A 20,456-nucleotide genomic window follows, 5' to 3' on the forward strand; every position below is an offset into this window, starting at 1 on the left:
AGTAGTGGCGTTACGTCAATCGGTTGTCCGATTGTGTCCTTTGCGCAATTCCCCCGCTCGCTTTGCCGGTGTAGACGGCCCGCTCAAGTTCTTACGGCGTCCGCCAAACCTCCCCATCTCGGCTCCGCATGCGACTACACACCGTCCTCCTGGCCGCCGGCATCGCCCTGGCGGGATGCGCGACGCCGCGCGACGCGGACGTGCGCCTGCCCGGCGCCTACGAGGCCGCCGCCGAGGCTCCGGCCGGAGCCATCCCTCTCGATACCTGGTGGACCGCCTATTCGGACGCGCAGCTCACTGAACTGGTGCAGCAGGCCCTCGAGCGCAACACCGACGTCCGCACGGCCCGTTCGCGCCTCGACGAGGTGAAGGCCCAGCGCACCGGCGCGATCCTGCAGTACCTGCCGCAGGGCGACCTGAACGCCGCGGGCCGTCGCGCCGACACCAAACAGATCGGCGGCACGGTCGCCAACATCCCGGGCTTCTCCACCTCGGGCGTGTCCGAGCAGTACAGCGCCAACTTCAACGTCTCGTGGGAGGTCGATCCCTGGGGCCGCGGGTTCGTCGCCTACCGCGCCGCCGACGCCGAGGTCGACCGCGTCCGCTTCGCCTACGAGGCCGCCCGCGCCCAGATCGCCGCCCAGACGGCCGACGCCTACTTCCAGGCCAAGGGTCTCGCCATCCAGCTCGCCGACGCGCGCGAGACGGCGCGTATCCAGCAGGGCCTCTACGACCTCGCCTCGAAGCGGGCCGTCGCGGGTCTCGCCGCCACCGCCGAGCCCGACCGGATCGCGGGCGACCTGGCCCAGGCCCGGGCCAACGTCGAGGCGCTCGACGCCCAGCTTCAGATCCAGAAGCGCGCGATCCTGATCCTCGCCGGCCGGGTCTTCGAGCCAACCGCCAACGTCGCGGCGACCCCGGACGTCGGCGAGGCGCCCGGGGTCCCGGCGTCGCTGCCCAGCGACCTTCTGCAACGCCGGCCCGACGTGCGCCAGGCGCAGGCCGCGGTGCGTTCGGCCGCCGCCCAGCAGAAGCTGGCCGGCCTCGCGTTCTTCCCGAGCTTCTCGCTCACGCCCGGCCTGGGCTGGTCGCGCATCGAGCAGCCCGGCTTCTCGTCGGAGACCACGAGCTGGACGATCGGCGGCTCGGTGATGCAGCCGCTGCTCTCGATCCCGCGGCTGATGTCGGACCTGAAGGTGCAGAACGCCCGCACCGAGCAGGCCGTCACCGCCTACGAGAAGACCGTGCAGACCGCCTTCCAGGAGGCCGAGTCCTCGCTGGTCGGCCTCGACGCCGACCGGCGGCGCGTGGCCCTGCTGCGCGACGGCGAGGTGCGGGCGCGGCGCGCCTTCGAGGCGGCCCGGATCGGCTACGAGCGCGGCCTGACCGACCTCAACACCACCCTGTCGTCCGAGCAGGCCTGGCGCGCGGTCCGCGCCCAGCTCACCTCGGCCGAGGTCCAGGCGCTGCGGCGCTCCGTCCAGGCCGTGAAGGCCATCGGCGGGGGCTGGCCGGCCCAGAAATACGCCCAGGCGCGGCCCGAGGCCGCGCGGTGAGACAGAACATGAAGCGCATCACCCTCCTCATTCTGCCGCTGGTCGCGGTCGCCGCCCTGGCGGGCTGCCGCAAGCCGGCGGAGAAGCAGACCGAGGCTCAGCGGGCGCGCGCGGTGACCGTCGTGCGGATCGAGCCGCGGTCGATCGTGGGCTCGCTGACGGCTTCCGGCGACCTGCTGCCGCGCGAAGAGGCCGCCGTGCTGCCGGAGGTGAACGGCTACCGCGTCGCCCGCGTGCTCGCCGACGTCGGCCAGTACGTGAAGGCCGGCCAGACCCTCGTCCAGCTCGACCCGACGCTGCTGGAAGCCCAGATCGCCGCCTCGCAGGCGCAGGCCGCCCAGGCCGAGGACCAGGCCCGCCGCGTGAGCGGCCTCGACGGGCAGGGCGTGCTGAGCCAGGAGCAGATCGAGCAGCGGCGCTTCCAGGCCAGGGTCGCCACGGCCAACCTGCGCAACCTGCAGACCCAGCGCCGCAAGCTGTCGGTCGTCGCGCCGGTGTCCGGCCTGATCCTGGAGAAGACCGTCCGCCCGGGCGACCTCGCGGCCGGCGCCGGGACGCCGTGGTTCCGCATGGCGCGCGACGGCCAGGTCGAGCTTGCGGCCGACCTCGCCGAGGCCGACCTCCCCCGCGTGCGCCCGGGCCAGTCGGCCACCGTGACCCTGCCCGGCGGCGGCATCGCGACCGGGCGCGTGCGCCTGGTCAGCCCGCAGATCGATCCGCAGACCAAGCTGGGCGAGGTCCGGATCACCCTGCCGGTCCGCTCGGACATCCGCGCCGGCGGCTTCGCCCGCGCGGTGTTCGACGACGCCTCGGCCAGCGTGCTGGCGGCGCCGGAAGCGGCGATCCGCTACGACGCCAACGGCGCCAGCGTGATGGTCGTCGGCGCCGACAACCGCGTGAAGCGGGCCATGGTGCAGACCGGCGCCCGCGGCGACGGCCTGGTGCAGATCGTGAAGGGCCCGCCCGCCGGATCGCGCATCCTGGCCAACTCCGGCGCGCTCTTCCTCGATGGCGACATGGTGCGCCCGTCCGACGCTCCGGCGGCGAAGCCGGCGGTCAAGCGATGAGCGAGGGCCACAGCAGCGGATTCCCCGTCTCGGCATGGGCGATCCGCAACCCGATCCCGGTCGCGGTCCTGTTCATCGGTCTCGTGCTGGCCGGCCTCATCGCCTATTCGGGCCTGGCGGTTAAGCAGTACCCCAACGTCCAGTTCCCGGTGATCGCCGTCACGGTCACCCAGTCGGGCGCCGCGCCCGGGGAGATGGAGACCCAGATCACGCGCCCGGTCGAGGACGCCGTGTCCGGCGTCACCGGGGTGCGCAGCATCCAGTCGGTGGTCACCCAGGGCGTCTCGACCACGTCGGTCCAGTTCGAGATCGGCACGAACCTGCAGAAGAAGACCGACGAGATGCGCTCGAAGGTCGCCCAGGCCCGTGCGCAGCTCCCGCGCGACATCGACGAGCCGCAGGTCAACCAGCTCGAGATCGACGACGCGGCCCCCATCATGACGATGGCGGTGTCGGCGCCGACCATGTCCGACGACGAGCTGTCGTGGTTCGTGGACGACACCGTTGCGCGCGCCCTGCAGTCGGCGAAGGGGGTGTCGCAGACGTCCCGGGTCGGCGGCGTGTCGCGCGAGATCAACGTCATCGTCGATCCTGACCGGCTCGCCGCGCGCGGGCTGACCGCCAGCCAGCTCAACACCGCGCTCCGGGCCTTCCAGGTCGATGCGCCGGGCGGGCAGGTGACGGTCGGCGACCGCGAGCAGACGGTCCGCGTGCTGGGCACCGTGCGCACGGTGGAGCAACTGCGCGAGCTCACCATCCCGACCGGCGGCGGCCGGTTCGTGCGCCTGACCGACGTGGCCGAGGTGGGCGACGGCGCGTCCGACGTGCGCGGCTTCGCGCGCCTGAACGGCCGGCCCGTGGTCGGCTTCCAGGTCGCCAAGACCAAGGAAGCCAGCGACGTCGACACCGAGGACGCGGTGCTGGCCAAGCTCAAGGAGCTGGAGAAGGCGCACCCGGACGTCAGGTTCTCGACGATCTTCTCGTCGGTCACCGAGACCCGCGCCAGCTTCCACGCGACCAAGAATGTGCTGGGCGAGGGCATGTTCCTGGCGGCGCTGGTGGTGTTCTTCTTCCTGCGGAACTGGCGGGCGACGGCGATCACGGCGCTGGCGATGCCGATCTCGCTGATCCCGACCTTCTTCGTCATGAAGATGGCCGGCTTCTCGCTGAACATGGTGACGCTGCTGGCGCTCACCCTGGTCATCGGGATCCTCGTCGACGACGCCATCGTCGAGATCGAGAACATCGAAAAGCGCGTCGAGCGCGGCCAGCGCCCGTACCAGGCCGCGCTCGAAGGGGCCGACGCGATCGGCCTGGCGGTCGTCGCGACCACCATGGCGATCGTCGTGGTGTTCACGCCGGTGTCGTTCATGCCCGGCATTCCGGGCCAGTTCTTCAAGGAGTTCGGCCTGACCGTCTCGGTCGCGGTGATCTTCTCGCTGGTCGTCGCGCGTCTGGTGACGCCGCTGCTGGCCGCCTACTTCCTGAAGGCGCAGACCTCGCCGCACGAGCGCAAGCCGTTCGAAGGCTTCTATCGCAATGCGCTGGAGTGGGCGCTGGCGCACCGGATCGTCGCGGCGATCATCGGCGGCGTGTTCTTCGTGGGCTCGCTGTTCCTGGTCCCGCTGCTGCCGGCAGGGTTCCAGCCGGCCGGCGACCCCGATTACATGTACGTCGAGATCCAGGGCCCGCCGGGCGCCACCGTGACCGACATGGAGGCCACGTCGCGGCGCATCACCGAGCTGTTCGCCAGGCAGCCGGAAGTCACCGGCGTCTTCGTCCAGATCGGCTCGACCGTCTCCAGCTTCGGCCCGGGCTCGGGGGCCAGCGGCGGCGGCGACCTGCGCAAGGGCACCGCCACCATCCTGCTGCGCGAGGACCGCAAGGTCAGCGGCGACGAGATCCGCAACCGGCTGCGCGAAGAGCTGCGCAAGATCCCCGACGTGCGTCTCGGCTTCCTGAGCTTCGAGGGCAGCGCCGGCTTCCAGCAGATCCTCACCGGCGACAACGGCCCCAACCTGGAGCTGGCGGCGCTGGAGCTCGAGCGCCAGATGCGCACGCTGCCCGAGCTGGCCGACCCGAAGCAGTCGACCCCTCCGGTCGGGCCCGAGATCGTGATCCGGCCGAAGCCGGCCGAGGCCGCGCGGCTCGGCGTGTCGTCCGACGCCATCTCCGCGGTCGTGCGTGTCGCCACCGTCGGCGACATCGACGCCAACGTCGCCAAGTTCAACGAGGGCGAGCGCCGCATCCCGATCCGGATCCGGCTGCCCGAAAGCGCGCGGACCGACCTGCAGCAACTGCGCGATCTGCGGGTGCCCACGGCGAGTGGCGGGACGACGACGCTGGAGAGCGTGGCCGACATCACGTTCCAGGCCGGCCCGGCCCGGATCGACCGCCTGAACCGCGAGCGGCGGGTCATGCTCGTGGCCGAACTGAACGGCGGCTACCAGCTCGGCCAGGCGCAGCAGGCGGTGAACAAGCTGCCGATCATGAAGAACCTGCCCGCCGGCGTGCGCCCGGCCTCGATCGGCACGGCCGAGGCGATGGCCGAGCTGTTCGGCGGCTTCGGCATGGCGATCTTCGCCGGCGTGTCGATGATCTACGGCGTGCTGGTGCTGCTGTTCCGCAGCTTCTTCAAGCCGCTGGTGATCCTCTCGGCCCTGCCGACCGCGGTCGGCGGCGCGTTCCTCGGGCTGCTGGCCTTCAACCTGTCGCTCTCGATCCCGTCGCTGATCGGGTTCCTGATGCTGCTGGGCCTGGCGGCCAAGAACTCCATCCTGCTGGTCGAGTACGCCATCGAGCGCGAGCGCGAGGGCATGAGCCAGCACGACGCGATCGTCGAAGCCTGCCGCGAACGGGCGCGCCCGATCGTCATGACGACCTTCGCCATGGCCGCAGGCATGCTGCCCACGGCGTTCGCACTGGAGAAGGGCGCCGAGTTCCGCCAGCCGATGGCCGTGGCGGTGATCGGCGGCCTCATCACCTCGACGGTGCTGTCGCTGGTGCTGGTGCCGGTGGTCTACGAGTTCGTCGACGACTTCGAGAACTGGATCAAGCCGAAGCTCGCCCGCCTGGTCACCCCGCGCGACGCCGCCCGCGGGCCCGTGCCGGACGACCGCCTCTAGTGTGCTGGATCTGAAGTTCGCCTGCTTCCGGGGCGGAGCGCCGAGCGAACTTCAGATCCAAAAAGCACACTAGAAACAAATATTTCCCTAGTGTCCTTATCGATTCCGAAGTTCGACTGAGTTCGCCTCAGGCGCCTGCGAACTTCGGAATCGGGACACTAGCGCCCATCCCCGCCCCCTGACATCCTCGCCGGACGTGTGGGGATGACGGCATGGGGCGTATCGCGGTCGGTGAGGCCATCGGGGCGGGGTTCCGGCTGATCGGGCGCCAGCCCCTGCTGTTCCTGGCCTGGTGCGCGATCTACTTCGCGGTGACGATCGTGCCGACGCTGTTCGGCTGGTCCGACACCGCGGCCTACTACGGCCGGCTCGGCGCGGGGACGCCGGTCACCGCCCCCTCGCTCCAGCGCGCGTTCGGGGCGTGGGAGTGGCTGTCGTTCGCCGTCAGCCTGGTGGTCATGGTCTGCCTGCCGACGGCGGTCATGCGCGCGGTGCTGCATCCCGAGGAGCGGCAGTTCTTCTACCTGCGCCTCGGCGCCCGGGAGCTGTGGTTCGCCCTGGCGTTGCTCGTCCTGACCCTGCTGTGGGTCGCGGGCTACGCCGCGCTCATGCTGACCCTGGGCATCGTCAGCATCGTGGGCGGCCTGGCGGGCACGGGAGGCGTGCTCATGGTCGGCGTCATCGCCATCCTGCTGATCCCGGCGACCATCGTGCTCAGCGTCTGGATCTGGACGCGGCTTTCGATGGCCGCCACGATGACCTTCGCCGAGAACCGGCTGCGGGTGTTCGCATCCTGGCGCTTCACCAAGGGCCATGCCTGGCGGATATTCCTGGTCGCGCTGGGCCTGTTCGTCCTGACCATGATCGTGCTGGTCGTGATCTTCGGCGGCGCCCTGGCCGCGCTGGCGGGCGCCGCGGGCGCAGGCGGCTTCACGGCGCCCGGGTTCTTCACGCAGGTCTCGCAGGCGCCTCTTCCGATCCTGCTGGCCTACTCCGCCACGATGAGCCTGTTGCTCGTGGGCATGACGGTGCTGGGCTCAGCGTCGTGGGCCGAGATGTACCGGCAGCTCAGGCCACAGCTCGCCGACACGTTCGCCTGACCCCTAGCTAGCGGTGCGGCCGCGGCGGGCCGTGGACGGGCGCCTGGCGCGCGGCGTTGATGATGAAGGCGATGATCGCGGCCACCGCCTCGTACATCGCCGGCGGGATCTCGCTGTCCAGCTCGATCGTCGACAGCGCCTCGGCCAGCGCCGGGTTCTCCTCCAGCGGCACGCCGTGCTCGCGGGCGGTGTCGATGATGCGCCGGCCCAGGTCGCCGCGGCCCACCGCCACCACCTTCGGCGCGCCGGGCGCCTCATAGCGCAGCGCCACCGCCAGGGTCGGCTTCTCGGGCTCGTTCATGAGGTGCGGTCCACGAGGCGGCCGGGCGGCGGCGGCGGCGCCGGCGGCGGGCCCGGCCGGATCGTCACCTCGCCGCCCAGCGTTGCGGCCAGGCCGTCGGCGCGGCCCTGCAGCCACGCGAAGCTGCCGGCCTCCTCGACCCATAGCACCGCGCCGCAGCGCCCGCCCTTCAGCCGCAGGTGCGCATGCACCGGCCCCAGTGGCGGGATGTCGAGGGCGAACCGGGCGCGCCACGTCGCCACCGGCCGCTCCGCGCCGCCCGCATCCTCCGGGGGGTCCCGCTCGATCGCGAACTGCGCCACCGCCGCGCCGTGCGCGGTGGCCACCGGCAGCTCGAACATCCACCGCGCGCCGCCGGTCTCGTCCGGCAGCGACGCGAGCTGGTGCAGCGTCTGGCGCGCCAGCGCCTGCTCGGTCTCCTCGCGCAGCGCGGCCAACTGGTACTCCGGCGAATCCCCGGTCCGGAGCAGCGCCACGCGCGCCGCCTGCGGCGCCACCGCACCGCCTCTCGTCGGCGGCGGCGAGGGGGCCTTCGTGGCCCGCAGTCCCCCGGCGGCGCCGGCCGCGACAAGCGCCTGCTGCAGGATCAGCAGCGCCGCCTTCATGTCCCGCGGCGGCGTGTTGGGCGTCTGCGCGAGCTGCGCCTCCAGGAACAGGCCCGAGCGCGCCACGGCCGCCTTCAGGGCGGCGGCGTCCGGCGGCGCGCCGGCCGGAAGTCCGAACCGGACGAGCTGCTGTACGGCCGCCTTGATCGCCGTGGGAAGCGTACGCGACGCCAGCGCCGGCTCCACGTCGGCGAGCAGCCCGCCCATCCCGGACTGCCGGACGGCCGCGTCCGCCTGCGCGGCCTCCACGGCGCGCAGCAGCAGCGGCTGGACCGCGCCGGCGGCCTGGCTCGGCGTGGCGGCGACCGGCGCGACGCCGGCGGCCTGGTTCGTGGCGAGCGGGCTCTGGGGCCCGCCCAGCGGCGACGTCGGGGGGACGCTGCTCATGAGCGCAGTCTAGCGCGACCGGGTGAGTCGCGGGCGCCCCGGATTTCGGTGTTACAGTTCGCGCCGCAGGATACGACCGAACTGGTCCGGATCGACGTTGCCGCCCGAGAGCACGAGGCCCAGCGTCGTGCCGCCGAAGGTGTTCACCTTGCCGGCCAGCAGCGCCGCCAGGCCGGCCGAGCCACCCGGCTCCACGACCAGCTTCAGCACCGAGAAGGCGTAGCGCACGGCCTCCGCCACCTCGGCGTCGGTCACCACCGCCACGTCGGCGACGTGCCTGTGCAGGATCGGGAAGGTCAGTTCGCCGGGGCAGGGCGTCTCCAGCGCGTCGCACAGCGTCCGATGCGTCGGCGTCATCGGCGTGCGCCGGCCGGCCTGGAGCGATTTCAGCGTGTCGTCGTAGCCCGCCGGCTCGACGCCGATCAGCGCCGTCTTCGGCGACAGCGCCTTGACGGCGGTCGCGATGCCGGAAAGCAGCCCGCCGCCGCTCGTGGGGCTCACGACCACGTCGAGCGTCGCCCCGCGGGCCTGCGCCTGGCGCACCAGCTCCAGTCCGGCCGTGCCCTGGCCGGCGATGATGTGCGGGTCGTCGAAAGCCGGCACGACGACCGAGCCGCGCTCGGCCGCGATCGCGGCGGCGATCTTCTCGCGGCTTTCGGTCAGGCGGTCGTAGAACTTCACCTCGGCGCCGTAGCCGGCGGTCGCGTCGGCCTTCACCTTCGGCGCGTCGGCCGGCATCACGATCAGCGCCGGGACGCCCAGCAGCTTCGCCGCCAGCGCCACGCCCTGGGCGTGGTTGCCGGACGAGAACGCCACCACGCCGCGCCTGCGCTCTTCGTCGCTGAGCTGGACCAGCCGGTTGTAGGCGCCGCGGAACTTGAACGCCCCCACCCGCTGCAGCGTCTCGGGCTTGATGAGGACCCGCAGGCCCACGCGTTCGTTCAGCGCCGCGCTCTCGATGAGCGGCGTCTCGACGGCTACGCCCCTGATGCGCCCGGCCGCAGCTTCGATGTCGGCCAGGGAGACCGCCAGGTCCGAAGTCTCGCTCATTTCGCAAACACCATCTCGTCCCGGGCGAAGGCCTTGAACTCCAGCGCGTTGCCCGAGGGGTCGAGGAAGAACATCGTCGCCTGCTCGCCGGGTTGGCCCTGGAAGCGGATGTTGGGCGCGATGACGAACGCGGTCCCGGCCGCCTTCAGCTTCTCGGCCAGCGCCTCCCACTGCGGCAGCGTCAGGATCGCGCCGAAGTGGCGGACCGGCACGTCGTGGCCGTCCACCGCGTTCGTGGCGCGATGGCCGACCTCGTCCGGCGACAGGTGCGCCACGATCTGGTGGCCGTAGAAGTCGAAGTCGACCCACTCGTCGCTCGACCGTCCTTCGGGGCAACCCAGCAGGCCGCCGTAGAAGCCGCGCGCCTCGGCGAGATCGCGCACCGGGAACGCCAGATGGAAACGCGGGATGTCCATGCGCCGCTGGATAGCGTGAGACGGGCCTTGAGGGCGAGGGCCACTTCGTCTAAACGGGCGCCGCAATCGATCTCCGCGCCTTTGCCGAGCACCTGTCGAAGGGCTTGGGCGCGTCTCTCCGGGCAGGTCGGGAGATCGTATCCGGATGGCCAATGTGACCGTGATCGGCGCCCAGTGGGGCGACGAGGGCAAGGGCAAGCTCGTCGACTGGCTGTCGAACCGGGCCGACGTGGTGGTGCGTTTCCAGGGCGGCCACAACGCCGGCCACACGCTGGTGGTCGGCAACCAGGTCTACAAGCTCAGCCTGCTCCCCTCGGGCGTGGTCCAGGGCAAGCTCTCGATCATCGGCAACGGTGTCGTCGTCGACCCCTGGCACCTCCTGAAGGAGATCGACGGCATCCGCGCGCAGGGAGTCGAGATCGGCCCCGACCTGCTGGTGCTGGCGGACAACGCCTGCCTCATCCTCCCGATCCACCGCGACCTCGACCAGGCGCGCGAGGCGGCGGCGACCAACAAGATCGGCACCACCGGCCGCGGCATCGGCCCGGCCTACGAAGACAAGGTGGGCCGCCGCGCCATCCGCGTCGCCGACCTCGCCGACCGCGAGGCCCTGGAGGCCAAGATCGACCGCCTGCTGGCCCACCATGCGCCGCTGCGCGCGGGCCTGGGCCTGCCGCCGGTGGACGCCGCAGCCCTGCTGGCCGAGCTGGAAGCGATGGCGCCCAAGATCCTCGCCTACGCCCAGCCGGCGTGGCTGAAGCTCGACGGCATCGTGAAGTCGGGCAAGCGGGTGCTGTTCGAGGGGGCGCAGGGCGCGCTGCTGGACGTCGACCACGGCACCTATCCCTATGTGACCTCGTCCAACACCGTGGCCGGCCAGGCCGCCGCGGGCTCGGGCCTCGGCCCCAAGGGCCCCGGCTACGTGCTGGGCATCGTGAAGGCCTACACCACCCGCGTCGGCGAGGGCCCGTTCCCCACCGAACTCTTCGACGAGGTGGGCCAGCATCTGGGCACGGTGGGCCGCGAGTTCGGCACCGTCACGGGCCGTTCGCGCCGTTGCGGCTGGTTCGACGCGGCGCTGGTGCGCCAGTCGGTGGCGCTGAACGGAATCACCGGCATCGCGCTCACCAAGCTCGACGTGCTGGATGGCCTGCCCACGCTGAAGATCTGCACGGGCTATCGCCTGAACGGCGAAGACGTCGGCTACCTGCCTGCCGGCCTCAAGGCCCAGGCCGCGCTGCAGCCGGTCTACGAGGAGATGGAGGGCTGGGCCGAAACCACGCAGGGCGCCCGGACCTGGATGGACCTGCCGGCCAACGCGGTGAAGTACGTGCGCCGCATCGAAGAGCTGATCGGCGCCCCTGTCGCGCTCCTCTCCACCAGCCCGCAACGGGACGACACCATCCTCGTCCGCGACCCGTTTCAGGACTGATACATAACATACCCATTCCGGGGAATCGGAGGCCGCCGGCCGCGGCGCATCAAGCGTCTCTTTACGGATTGTCCGCTACGACGTTCTCCCAGTGCGGGGGGGAGCCACGTCCATGTTCGACGGCGACAGACGTATCATGGAAAAGATGGCGCCCAAGCTGAAGCGCGTGGTCGTCGCCGACCCGACGCAGGCCAGCGCCCGGCTGTTCAGCGAACTCATGCGCGACATCGCCCAGAGTCACGTCTGGGTCGCGGGCACGACCGAGCGCGCGCTGCGTATCGCCGAGACCTGCGACCCTCAACTGATCGTGCTGGAACTGGGCTCGGCCGAGGTCGAGGGCCTGGCGATCGCCAAGAAGGTCCGCCGCTCGAACTGGAGCTGCCGCAAGGCGCCGATCATCACGGTCACGGGCGCCGCGACCGCCGGCATGATCCTGGCCGCCCGGGATGCGGGCGTACACGAGTTCCTGCGCAAGCCCTACTCCATGAAGGACCTGATCCGCCGTCTCGAGGCGGTCACGCTGCGGGACCGCGACTGGGTGGAAGGGGTGGCCTACATCGGCCCCGACCGGCGCCGGTTCAACTCGGGCGAATACGCCGGCCCGCTGAAGCGCAAGACCGACGGGTCGGAGACGCCGTACCAGCAGAAGATCAACCAGTGCCTGAAGATCGTCCGCGCGGCCGTCGCCGCGTCCGAGACCGATCCCGAGCAGGCGATGCGCGCCATGCTGACCCAGGCGACCACCCTGCAGACCCTGGCCACCGACTTCCGCCTCACCCTGGCGGCGTCGGAGTTCTACCGCCACCTGATGAAGCACGTCCAGTCGGGCGCCCCGCTCACCCGCGCCGCCGCGGAAGGCTGGGCCAAGGCGCTGCTCACCTTCCTGCCCAAGGAAGAAGCCCGCAAGCGCGAGGCCGCCTAGATTCAGGTCGGCGGTCCGCCGCCGCCGCCGAAGTCGAAGCCCTGGTCGCGCGGCTTGCCGCCGCCGAAGGCGTAGGTGAAGCCCACGAAGACGACGCGGTTCTGCGGGATGAACCGCTGCACGTCGTGCAGGGCGGGCGTGTCGATGACGCCCTTGAACCTGATGGTGTCGAACACGTCCTGCACCGTCGCCACGGCCGATAGCCGGTCGTTGAACTTGTGGCGGTAGCCGAGGTTCACCCCGCCGAACGGCTTGAAGTAGCCCTGCGGCGACAGCCGCTCGCCGTTGACGAAGACGTTCAGTTGCAGGAAGTCGGCGCTGGCCGCCTGCCAGCTCAGGTTCCCGCGACCCGACACCGTCCACCCGTCGCGCACCCGGCCGCCCAGGCCCACCCCGCGCCCGTCGATCTCGGTCCAGTAGGCGTTGCTGCTCAGGTTGTAGGTCAGGGTCGGCGTGACGCGGCCGTTGGCCACCAACTCCAGCCCTGCGGTCCTGCTCTTGCCGAGGTTGTCCCGCGTCGTGAGGAACACCCCGCCGCCGAGGTCGCGGACCACGTCGGTCACCGAGTCGCGGACGTCGCGGTAGTAGGCGGTGGCCTGCAGGATGGCGCCGCCCTTCCGCCGCTCGTAGCCCAGCTCGAAGCTGTCGGTCTTCTGCGGTTCCAGCGCCGGGTTGCCGGCCCGGAAGTTCTGCGGGTCCTGGTAGACGCGGAAGGGATTGTAGTCGAACGGGTTCGGCCGCTGGATCCGCTTCGAGTAGCTGGCCTTCAGCTTCTGGTCGTCGCCGAGCGCATACGACAGGTGCAGCGACGGGTAGAGCGAGGTGTCGTCGTTCTTCGCCCTGATGGCCTGGGTCACCTGGTCGAGGTCGATCGGCGTCACCTCCAGGCGCAGCCCCGCCAGCACCGACAGCTTCCCGAACGGCCGCTCGTAGGTGACGTAGAGCGCATGCACCTGCCGGTCGAACAGGAAGGTGTTGATCAGCGCCGGGTCGGGCGCGGCGGCGGCGGCGCTCCGCCCGCGCAGGCCGGTGTTGCGGTAGTCGTTGTCGTCGGCCTCGAGGCTGTAGCCCAGCTTCAGCTTCGCCGGGCCGGGCAGGGGCCGGGCGTACTCCAGCCTGGCGGTCGTCTTGCGGAAACCGGCGTCGCCGAGGATGCGTTCGTACGGCACGGGCCCCGCGGCGGTCCGCAGGATGCTCATGGCGGTGCGCGCCTGCCCGAACGCGATGCGCTCCTGCCCGACATCGAGATCGAGGGTGTGGTCGTCGCCGAAGCTGTGGTGCAGGCGAACGGTCGCCGCGCGCTGCTCGTTGTCCTGGTCGGTCCGGCCGAAGCGGTCGTAGCCTTCGGTGAGCAGGCCGCCCGCCGCCTCCCCGAAGCTCTCGTAGCTGCGGTCGCGGAAGTCGAAGCGGTTGTAGCGCAGCTCCAGCGACAGCCGGGTGTCCTTGCTCACGTCGTAGTCCAGCCCGCCGCGCAGACTGGCCACGTTGATCCGGCCGCCCTGGGTTCCGTCCTGCAGGCTCTCGCGCACCGTCCCCGACGGCTCGGTGATCCGGCGCGCGCGGCTGTAGTCCTGCTTGATCGAGTCGTGGCGCAGGTTCGCGTCGCCCGAGAGCGTGACCTTGCCTGCGCGGTACGAGGCGCTGACGCCGCCGTTCTGCCGGCCGTTCGAGCCGAGGTTGGCGCGGGCCGTGCCGTTCATCCCGGGCTTGCGGGCCTTCTTGGTGATCAGGTTGATGATCCCGGCGCTGCCGTTCGGGTCGAAGGCGGCCGACGGGTTGGTGATCACCTCGACGCGGTCGATCTGGTCGGCGGGCAGGTTCTGCAGCGCCTGCGCGCGGTTCTCGCCCTGGAACTGGCCCGAGGGCTTGCCGTCGATCAGGACGGTGACGTTCGGGTCGCCGCGGAGCGCGACGTTGCCGTTCACGTCGACCTCGAGCGAGGGGACGTTGCGCAGGGCGTCCGAGATCGAGCCGGCCGTCGCCTGCAGGTCGTTGGCGACCGAGTAGCTGTTGCGGTCGATGGAGGTGCGCACCGGCGGCGGGGCGCCCTCGACCCGGACCTCGCCGACCGTGGGCGGGTCCTTGCCGGCGGGCGGCTGCGCCAGGGCGGGCGCGGCGACGCCCAGAGCGGCGGTCGCCGCCAGCAGAACGCGATACTGTAACAAGCTGTGCTTTCCCCACATTTCGCATACAAACTACACGCGTAAATCATGGACGCAAGCGGTTCGCATGGCCGAGCTTGGCCGGGGAAGGCGGCGGGACCGTGGCCGGCTATCGCTGGCGGCGCGCGTCGGCGGCGGCGGCGTTCAGGCGGCGGATGCGCTCGCTGTAGAGCGCCGCGAGCCGGTGGGGGTCGGAGACGTCGCTGCGGGCGTCGCGCCAGGCGAGCTGGCGCCGGCGCAGGACGTCGCGGTCGGCGTGCGCGCCGAGGGCGGCGGCGTAAGCCGCGCGCAGGTCGTGCTGGAGCTTCTCCAACTCGGCGTCGCCGCAGATGGCGCGGTCGGCGGGGGTGACCGCGCCGGGGCAGGGGCGGGGCGTCTCGGCCGTGGCCGGCTCCTGCTCGGCGGCGGGCTCCGTAGCGGCGGGCTCTGGGGCCGCGGGCTCCGCAGCGGCGATGGGCGGCGCCGGCGGCGGGGCGTCGGCCAGTTCGGCGGGCGCGACCAGCGGCGCGTCGGTCTCGCGTGGCACGGGCGGCGGGGCGGGCGCGGCCTCCACCTCGGCGCGGAACTGCGCGAGTTCCGACGAGGGGCGCACGAACGCCTGGCCCACGCTGCCCGCGAACGCGCCGACCACCAGGCCGACCAGCGCGCCCGCCGTGAACACGCCGGCGGACCAGCGGCGGCGCGGCGGCGGGTCGGGGTCCGGCGCGCGTTCCAGCCGCAGGTCGTCGATCGGATCGGGCGTCGCCTCGTCCTCGAAGGCGATGCGCTCCAGCGGATCGCCGAGATCGAGTTCGATGAAGCGAGGCTCGCTGCGGTCGCGGCGGCTCGCGCGCTTGCGTAGGCCGGGGTCGCCGCCGTCGCGGCGCCGGGCCATCTCCTGGAGGATCAGGTAGGACTGCTGGGCCTGCCCGCGGTCGCGCGCGGTGTCGAGCAACGAGCGCAGGTCCGGCCCGCTGAGGGTGGAAAGGTCAAGCTGGAGCACTGGCACATCCCCGGGCGCGTCACATCGGCCGGCGCCCGTCACCTCACCAGCGAGCGTACTATCGCGCGGGACGCGCCATCCGCAAAGGGCGTCATTTCACCGCTCTCTCCCCCGACGGAACAGGATCCCGGCGGGGGAGGGAGGGGCGCGCCGCTCAGGCCCGGGCCGACTTCGGCAGGTCGAAGCGGTCGGCGTTCATGACCTTCACCCAGGCGGCGACGAAGTCCTTCACGAACTTCCCGGCCGCGTCGGACGAGGCGTAGACCTCGCTGATCGCCCGCAGTTGCGAGTTCGAGCCGAAGGCGAGGTCGGTCCGCGTCGCGGTCCACTTCGGCGCGTCGGTCCTGCGGTCCGTGCCCACGAAGGTCTCGTCGCCCTCGCCGTCCACCTGCTTCCACGCCGTGCCCATGTCGAGCAGGTTGACGAAGAAGTCGTTGGTCAGCACGCCGACGCGGTCGGTGAACACGCCGTCCTTCGAGCCGCCGTAGTTCGCGCCGAGCACCCGCAGGCCGCCCACCAGCACCGTCATCTGCGGGGCGGTGAGGCCCAGCAACTGCGAACGGTCCACCAGCAACTGCTCGGTCGGCACGCCGAAGCGCGTCTCCAGGTAGTTGCGGAACCCGTCGGCGCGCGGCTTCAGCACCTCGAAGCTCTCGGCGTCGGTCTGTTCGGCGGCCGCGTCGGTGCGCCCGGGGGTGAACGGCACGCCGACGTCGTGGCCGCCCGCCTTCGCCGCCCTGGCCACGGCGGCCGAGCCGCCCAGCACGATCAGGTCGGCGAGGCTGACCTTCTTGCCGCCGGAAGCCTTGGCGTCGAAGTCGGCCTTGACGCCTTCCAGCACCTTCAGCACGCGGGCCAGTTCCTTCGGCTCGTTGACCGCCCAGTCCTTCTGCGGGGCGAGGCGGATGCGCGCGCCGTTGGCGCCGCCGCGCCGGTCGGAGCCGCGGTAGGTCACGGCCGAGGCCCAGGCCGTCTTCACCAGGTCGGCCGTCGAGAGCCCCGAGGCCAGCACCTTCTCCTGCAGCGCCTTGATGTCGGCGCTGTCGACGAGCGGATGGTCCGGCGCCGGGATCGGGTCCTGCCAGATCAGGTCCTCGGCGGGCACTTCCGGCCCGAGGTAGCGGACCTTCGGCCCCATGTCGCGGTGGGTCAGCTTGAACCAGGCCCGCGCGAAGGCGTCGGCGAACGCCGCGGGGTCGTTGCGGAACCGCTCGGCGATCTTGCGGTACTCGGGGTCCATCTTGAAGGCGAGGTCCGCCGTGGTCATCACGGTCGGCACCTTGCGGCCCGGGCTGTGCGCCCCCGGCGCCAGGTCTTCCGGCTTCTGGTTCACCGGCTGCCACTGCTTGGCCCCGGCCGGGCTGCGGACCAGCTCGTACTCGTAGTCGAGGAGCATGTGGAAGAAGCTCATGTCCCACTTGATCGGCGTGGGCGTCCACGGGCCTTCGATGCCGCTGGTGATGGTGTGGTCGCCCATCCCGCTCTCATGGCCGCTCTGCCAGCCGAAGCCCTGCTGGGCGATGTCGGCGCCCTCGGGCTCGGCGCCGACCTTGGACGCGTCGCCCGCGCCGTGGGCCTTGCCGAAGGTGTGGCCGCCGGCGGTGAGCGCGAGGGTCTCCTCGTCGTTCATGGCCATGCGCGCGAAGGTCTCGCGGATGTCGCGCGCCGATTTCAGCGGGTCGGGGTCGCCGCCCGGGCCTTCCGGGTTCACGTAGATCAGGCCCATCTGGATCGCCGCCAGCGGGTTCTCCAGCGCGCGGCCGGCCTCGGTGTCGATGCGGGTGAGGTTGCCCTTCTGGCCGACCCACTGCTCCTCGGTGCCCCAGTAGATGTCCTTGGCGGGCTCCCAGGTGTCGGCGCGGCCGCCGCCGAAGCCGAAGGTGGGGCCGCTCATGCTTTCGATGGCCACGTTGCCGGCCAGGATCATCAGGTCGGCCCAGCTCAGCTTCTCGCCGTACTTCTGCTTGATCGGCCACAGCAGGCGGCGCGCCTTGTCCAGGTTGCCGTTGTCCGGCCAACTGTTCAGCGGGGCGAACCGCTGGCCGCCCGAAGACGACCCGCCGCGGCCGTCGCCGGTCCGATAGGTGCCGGCGCTGTGCCAGGCCATGCGGATGAAGAAGGGGCCGTAGTGGCCGTAGTCGGCCGGCCACCAGGGCTGGCTGTCGGTCATCAGCGCGGTCAGGTCGCGCTTCACCGCGGCGTAGTCCAGCGACCCGAACGCCTCGGCGTAGTCGAAGTCGTCGCCCATCGGGCTGCCGTTGGCGCCGTGCTGGTGAAGGATGTCGAGCGACAACTGGTTGGGCCACCAGTCGCGGTTCGTGCGGCCCAGGAGCGTGCGGAGCGCCGCCGGCTCCTTGCGCGGATCAGAAAGCGGGCTTGCGTCGTCCATGTCTTTTCCTCCTGGTCGCCCCCGACCTGAGGTTCCGGACGCTAGGCTCACGGCGGGCCCGCGACAAAATGAAAAACCTGATGGTCGGCAGTGGGGAAATCTATGGAACCTCCGTTTCCTGACGATCCGGCGAATGGCCCTCGCCGCATCGGCGCCGGCCACACCCCCGATCGGGGGACGCTGCGCGCGCCCGGGACCTGTACCTGACGATCGACGCAGGCTGTGCGGCCCCCGCTGTCGGGTTCCGCCCCTGCGCGCGTAGACAGGGGGTGTTTCATGGCGCGGGTGACTCTCAATCCGGGGACCTCGACGATCTCGTTCGGCGACATCGCGAGCCTGACCATCGGCCAGGCCACGATCGTGACGGCCAATTCGACGACGCTGGCGGTGCGGGTGCAGCTCTCCGGCACGATCAACGGCACGCTGGACGTGGCCTACGGCGGCAATTTCCAGACCATCGCGGGCGTGCCGGTCGGCGGCGAGTTCACCAGCCTGAAGGTCGACCTGAACGGCCAGACCCTGCTCAACATCACCGACTTCTCGCTGCCGTTCTCGGCCACCCAGTCGGCCGACTTCTCGAACCTGATGGCGCAGATCCTGACCGGCAACGACGTGCTGACCGGCGGCGCGCTGGGCGAGGTCATCAACGGCTTCGCGGGCATCGACAACATCGACGGCGGCGACGGCATCGACATCATCAACGGCAACCAGGGCAACGACAGCCTGATCGGCGGCGCCGGCGCCGACGTGCTGCGCGGCGGCAAGGACGACGACGTCGTCCTGGGCGGCGCCGGCAACGACTTCATCTCGGGCGACCGCGGCAACGACACCGTCACCGGCGGCGCGGGCGCCGACGTCTTCCACGTCTTCTCGGGCAGCGGGATCGAGCGCGTCACCGACTTCAGCCGCGCCGAGGGCGACCGCGTGGCCGTCCTCACGGGCTCGACCTACACCGTGAGCCAGGTCGGCGCAGACGTGGTCCTCGACTTCGGCGGCGGCACGCAGATGGTGCTGGTGGGCGTGCAGCAATCGTCCCTGACCGACGGCTGGGTCTTCAACATCTAGTGTCCCGATTCCGAAGTTCGCAAGCGCCTGAGACGAACTCAGTCGAACTTCGGAATCGATAAGGACACTAGGGAAATATTTGTTTCTAGTGTGCTTTTTGGATCTGAAGTTCGCTCGGCGCTCCGACCCGGAAGCAGGCGAACTTCAGATCCAGCACACTAGGATCGCGAGCCTTCTCCTCCGCCCCGATCGTCATTCCGCGAACAGGTCGCGGGATGACGGTGGACGTCGGGGCGCGGCGGCTAGCCTCGCGTCATCCAAGCCGCCGCATCGTCCAGCAGCGCCGCGAGGACGTCCGCGTCCTTGCGGCCGGTGCGGGCGGGGACGTGGAAGCTGTGGTCGGCGTCCTGCGCCAGGACGAGGGTCGCGCGCGCGCCGAGGCCTTCGAGGACCGGCTCCAGCAGCCCCAGGGTCGCCAGGGTGTCGGCGGTCCCCTGGAGGAACAGCATCGGCACGGCCACGTCGGCGAGGTGGTCGGCCCGGTCCACGCCCGGCTTGCCGGCCGGGTGCAGCGGGAAGGCGAAGAAGACCAGGCCGCGCACCTCGTCCAGCGGCGCCTTCGCCTGGGCCTGGCTGGTCATCCGGGCCCCGAACGAGCGCCCGCCGGCGAAGAGCGGCAGGCCGCGCGCGCGCCTGCGCGCCTCGGCCGCCGCCAAGCGGACGACGGCGTGGGCGACGGGCGGCGGATCCGGCCGCCTGCCGCCCTTCTCCATGTAGGGGAACTGGTAGCGCAGGGTGGCGATGCCGCGCGCCTCCAGGCCGTCGGCGGCCGACGCCATGTGCCGGTGCAGCATCCCGGCGCCGGCGCCGTGCGCCAGGCTCAGCACCGCCTTCGGCGCGGGCGGCGCCTGCCAGAGGCCGGAGACGGTCTCGCCGCCGGGCAGGGTCAGGGACAGGTTCTCGGTGCGCATGGGGCGACCATAGACGTTTCCGCGCGGCCTCGGCATGGTCCGGATCGATGGCCGACCGCCTCGACACCTATCGCGCCAAGCGCCGCTTCGCCGAGACGCCCGAACCCGCCGGGACGCTGGCGCCGGCGTCCGATGCGCCGATGTTCGTCGTCCAGAAGCACAAGGCCAGCCACCTGCACTACGACCTGCGCCTGGAGTTCGGCGGGGTGCTGAAGAGCTGGGCCGTGCCGCAGGGCCCGTGCCTCGACACCAAGGTCCGCCGCTTCGCCAAGCTGACCGAGGACCACCCGATCGAGTACGGCGCCTTCGAGGGCCGCATCCCCGAGGGCAACTACGGCGCCGGCAACGTCATCATCTGGGACCGCGGGACCTACGTGACGCTGAAGGACCCCGAGCAGGGGCTCGTCGACGGCGAGATCAAGTTCCGGCTGATGGGCGAGAAGCTGACCGGCGGCTGGACGCTGGTGCGGCTGAAGGGGGACGGGACCGACTGGCTGCTCATCAAGGAGCGCGATCCCTCGGCGCGGCCGCTCGCCGACTACGACGTCCTGGTCGAGGAGCCCGACAGCGTGGTCAGCGGCCGGTCCGTCGACGCGCCGGAACCCGCGCCGGCGCCGCGCCGGGCGGCGAAGGCCCGGACGGCCGGCAGGATCCCGGGCTCGGCCGCCGCGCCGCTGCCGACGACGTGGAAGCCGCAGCTCGCGACCCTAGCCGACCGCGCGCCGCGCGGCGCCGGCTGGATCCACGAGATCAAGTACGACGGCTACCGCACCCTGGCGTTCTTCGACCAGGGGAAGGTGCGGTTGGTCACGCGCAACGGCGTCGACTGGACGTACCGGTACGGTGCGGTCGAGAAGGCGCTTCGGAAGCTGCCCTGCAAGACCGCCCTGATCGACGGGGAGATCGTCGTGCAGGACAGCCGCGGCGTCGCGAAGCTGGACCTGCTGGAGCACGCGCTCAGCGAAAACGACAGCCACGCGATGACC

At 71.3% G+C, this 20,456-nt stretch carries 16 protein-coding genes; 8 read left to right on the forward strand and 8 right to left on the reverse strand.

Annotated elements, in window-relative coordinates:
* The first annotated feature begins 128 nt into the window (after nucleotides 1-128).
* The 4 genes from JNL41_RS14335 (at nucleotide 129) to JNL41_RS14350 (ending at nucleotide 6,848) form a co-directional block, all read left to right on the forward strand.
* Nucleotides 129-1,556 carry a TolC family protein gene (locus tag JNL41_RS14335; protein ID WP_293476029.1) on the forward strand — a complete coding sequence of 476 codons (1,428 nt, stop codon included), beginning with the start codon at nucleotides 129-131 and terminating at the stop codon, nucleotides 1,554-1,556.
* Between the two features lie 8 nt (nucleotides 1,557-1,564).
* The gene (locus JNL41_RS14340; RefSeq protein WP_293476031.1) at nucleotides 1,565-2,623 is read left to right on the forward strand and encodes an efflux RND transporter periplasmic adaptor subunit; all 1,059 of its coding nucleotides are present in this window, start codon (nucleotides 1,565-1,567) and stop codon (nucleotides 2,621-2,623) included.
* Nucleotides 2,620-5,748, forward strand: coding sequence for an efflux RND transporter permease subunit (locus JNL41_RS14345; RefSeq protein WP_293476033.1), 3,129 nt, complete (start codon nucleotides 2,620-2,622; stop codon nucleotides 5,746-5,748). Before JNL41_RS14340 ends, JNL41_RS14345 begins: the two co-directional genes overlap by 4 nt.
* A gap of 212 nt (nucleotides 5,749-5,960) precedes the next feature.
* Nucleotides 5,961-6,848 (forward strand): hypothetical protein, encoded by an 888-nt coding sequence (locus JNL41_RS14350; RefSeq protein WP_293476035.1) that lies wholly within the window; start codon nucleotides 5,961-5,963, stop codon nucleotides 6,846-6,848.
* Nucleotides 6,849-6,855: 7 nt separating this feature from the next.
* Here JNL41_RS14350 and JNL41_RS14355 read toward each other — a convergent pair whose 3' ends face one another.
* From JNL41_RS14355 to JNL41_RS14370, 4 genes are read right to left on the reverse strand one after another with little or no spacing between them, the layout of a single operon-like run.
* The gene (locus tag JNL41_RS14355) at nucleotides 6,856-7,149 is read right to left on the reverse strand and encodes an EscU/YscU/HrcU family type III secretion system export apparatus switch protein (protein ID WP_293476037.1); all 294 of its coding nucleotides are present in this window, start codon (nucleotides 7,147-7,149) and stop codon (nucleotides 6,856-6,858) included.
* Nucleotides 7,146-8,141 (reverse strand): flagellar hook-length control protein FliK, encoded by a 996-nt coding sequence (locus JNL41_RS14360; protein WP_293476039.1) that lies wholly within the window; start codon nucleotides 8,139-8,141, stop codon nucleotides 7,146-7,148. The genes JNL41_RS14355 and JNL41_RS14360 overlap by 4 nt, the downstream gene beginning before the upstream one ends.
* Before the next feature lie 51 nt (nucleotides 8,142-8,192).
* Entirely contained in the window at nucleotides 8,193-9,191 is a 999-nt protein-coding gene (locus JNL41_RS14365; protein ID WP_293476041.1) for a threonine/serine dehydratase, read from the reverse strand.
* Nucleotides 9,188-9,607, reverse strand: a complete 420-nt coding sequence (locus JNL41_RS14370; RefSeq protein ID WP_293476043.1) for a VOC family protein — start codon at nucleotides 9,605-9,607, stop codon at nucleotides 9,188-9,190. Before JNL41_RS14370 ends, JNL41_RS14365 begins: the two co-directional genes overlap by 4 nt.
* A gap of 145 nt (nucleotides 9,608-9,752) precedes the next feature.
* Between JNL41_RS14370 and JNL41_RS14375 the strand changes: the two genes are divergently transcribed.
* Together JNL41_RS14375 and JNL41_RS14380 are read left to right on the forward strand one after the other, a co-directional pair.
* A complete protein-coding gene (locus JNL41_RS14375; RefSeq protein ID WP_293476045.1) occupies nucleotides 9,753-11,039 on the forward strand; it encodes an adenylosuccinate synthase in 1,287 nt (428 codons plus the stop codon).
* A gap of 112 nt (nucleotides 11,040-11,151) precedes the next feature.
* Nucleotides 11,152-11,961, forward strand: coding sequence for a response regulator (locus JNL41_RS14380; RefSeq protein WP_293476047.1), 810 nt, complete (start codon nucleotides 11,152-11,154; stop codon nucleotides 11,959-11,961).
* Nucleotides 11,962-11,963: 2 nt separating this feature from the next.
* Here the strand turns inward: JNL41_RS14380 and JNL41_RS14385 are convergent, their stop codons facing one another.
* The 3 genes from JNL41_RS14385 to katG all read right to left on the reverse strand — a co-directional run bounded on the left by JNL41_RS14385 (nucleotide 11,964) and on the right by katG (nucleotide 17,494).
* A complete protein-coding gene (locus JNL41_RS14385) occupies nucleotides 11,964-14,126 on the reverse strand; it encodes a TonB-dependent receptor (protein WP_293476049.1) in 2,163 nt (720 codons plus the stop codon).
* A gap of 106 nt (nucleotides 14,127-14,232) precedes the next feature.
* Entirely contained in the window at nucleotides 14,233-15,105 is an 873-nt protein-coding gene (locus JNL41_RS14390; RefSeq protein WP_293476050.1) for a hypothetical protein, read from the reverse strand.
* Between the two features lie 154 nt (nucleotides 15,106-15,259).
* Complete coding sequence (gene katG / locus JNL41_RS14395) at nucleotides 15,260-17,494, reverse strand: catalase/peroxidase HPI (RefSeq protein ID WP_293476052.1); 2,235 nt, start codon at nucleotides 17,492-17,494, stop codon at nucleotides 15,260-15,262.
* Between the two features lie 276 nt (nucleotides 17,495-17,770).
* On the opposite strand from katG, the gene JNL41_RS14400 reads away from it, so the two are divergent.
* A complete protein-coding gene (locus JNL41_RS14400; RefSeq protein ID WP_293476054.1) occupies nucleotides 17,771-18,559 on the forward strand; it encodes a hypothetical protein in 789 nt (262 codons plus the stop codon).
* A 242-nt stretch (nucleotides 18,560-18,801) separates the two neighbouring features.
* On the opposite strand, the gene JNL41_RS14405 is transcribed toward JNL41_RS14400, so the two are convergent.
* On the reverse strand, nucleotides 18,802-19,470 hold the full coding sequence (locus JNL41_RS14405) for an alpha/beta family hydrolase (RefSeq protein ID WP_293476056.1): 669 nt from the start codon (nucleotides 19,468-19,470) through the stop codon (nucleotides 18,802-18,804).
* A 47-nt stretch (nucleotides 19,471-19,517) separates the two neighbouring features.
* On the opposite strand from JNL41_RS14405, the gene JNL41_RS14410 reads away from it, so the two are divergent.
* A partial coding sequence (locus JNL41_RS14410; RefSeq protein ID WP_293476058.1) for a DNA polymerase ligase N-terminal domain-containing protein occupies nucleotides 19,518-20,456 on the forward strand: 939 nt, incomplete at its 3' end.

This window comes from Phenylobacterium sp., assembly GCF_016793285.1.
Lineage (GTDB): Bacteria > Pseudomonadota > Alphaproteobacteria > Caulobacterales > Caulobacteraceae > Phenylobacterium.

Bases quoted from the DNA above. Each gene is read 5' to 3' on its own strand.
- JNL41_RS14375 (WP_293476045.1), top strand. From the start codon at position 9,753: ATGGCCAATGTGACCGTGATCGGCGCCCAGTGGGGCGACGAGGGCAAG.
- JNL41_RS14360 (WP_293476039.1), bottom strand. From the start codon at position 8,141: ATGAGCAGCGTCCCCCCGACGTCGCCGCTGGGCGGGCCCCAGAGCCCG.
- JNL41_RS14350 (WP_293476035.1), top strand. From the start codon at position 5,961: ATGGGGCGTATCGCGGTCGGTGAGGCCATCGGGGCGGGGTTCCGGCTG.
- JNL41_RS14340 (WP_293476031.1), top strand. From the start codon at position 1,565: ATGAAGCGCATCACCCTCCTCATTCTGCCGCTGGTCGCGGTCGCCGCC.
- JNL41_RS14380 (WP_293476047.1), top strand. From the start codon at position 11,152: ATGTTCGACGGCGACAGACGTATCATGGAAAAGATGGCGCCCAAGCTG.
- JNL41_RS14335 (WP_293476029.1), top strand. From the start codon at position 129: ATGCGACTACACACCGTCCTCCTGGCCGCCGGCATCGCCCTGGCGGGA.
- JNL41_RS14400 (WP_293476054.1), top strand. From the start codon at position 17,771: ATGGCGCGGGTGACTCTCAATCCGGGGACCTCGACGATCTCGTTCGGC.
- JNL41_RS14345 (WP_293476033.1), top strand. From the start codon at position 2,620: ATGAGCGAGGGCCACAGCAGCGGATTCCCCGTCTCGGCATGGGCGATC.
- JNL41_RS14365 (WP_293476041.1), bottom strand. From the start codon at position 9,191: ATGAGCGAGACTTCGGACCTGGCGGTCTCCCTGGCCGACATCGAAGCT.
- JNL41_RS14370 (WP_293476043.1), bottom strand. From the start codon at position 9,607: ATGGACATCCCGCGTTTCCATCTGGCGTTCCCGGTGCGCGATCTCGCC.
- JNL41_RS14405 (WP_293476056.1), bottom strand. From the start codon at position 19,470: ATGCGCACCGAGAACCTGTCCCTGACCCTGCCCGGCGGCGAGACCGTC.
- JNL41_RS14355 (WP_293476037.1), bottom strand. From the start codon at position 7,149: ATGAACGAGCCCGAGAAGCCGACCCTGGCGGTGGCGCTGCGCTATGAG.
- katG (WP_293476052.1), bottom strand. From the start codon at position 17,494: ATGGACGACGCAAGCCCGCTTTCTGATCCGCGCAAGGAGCCGGCGGCG.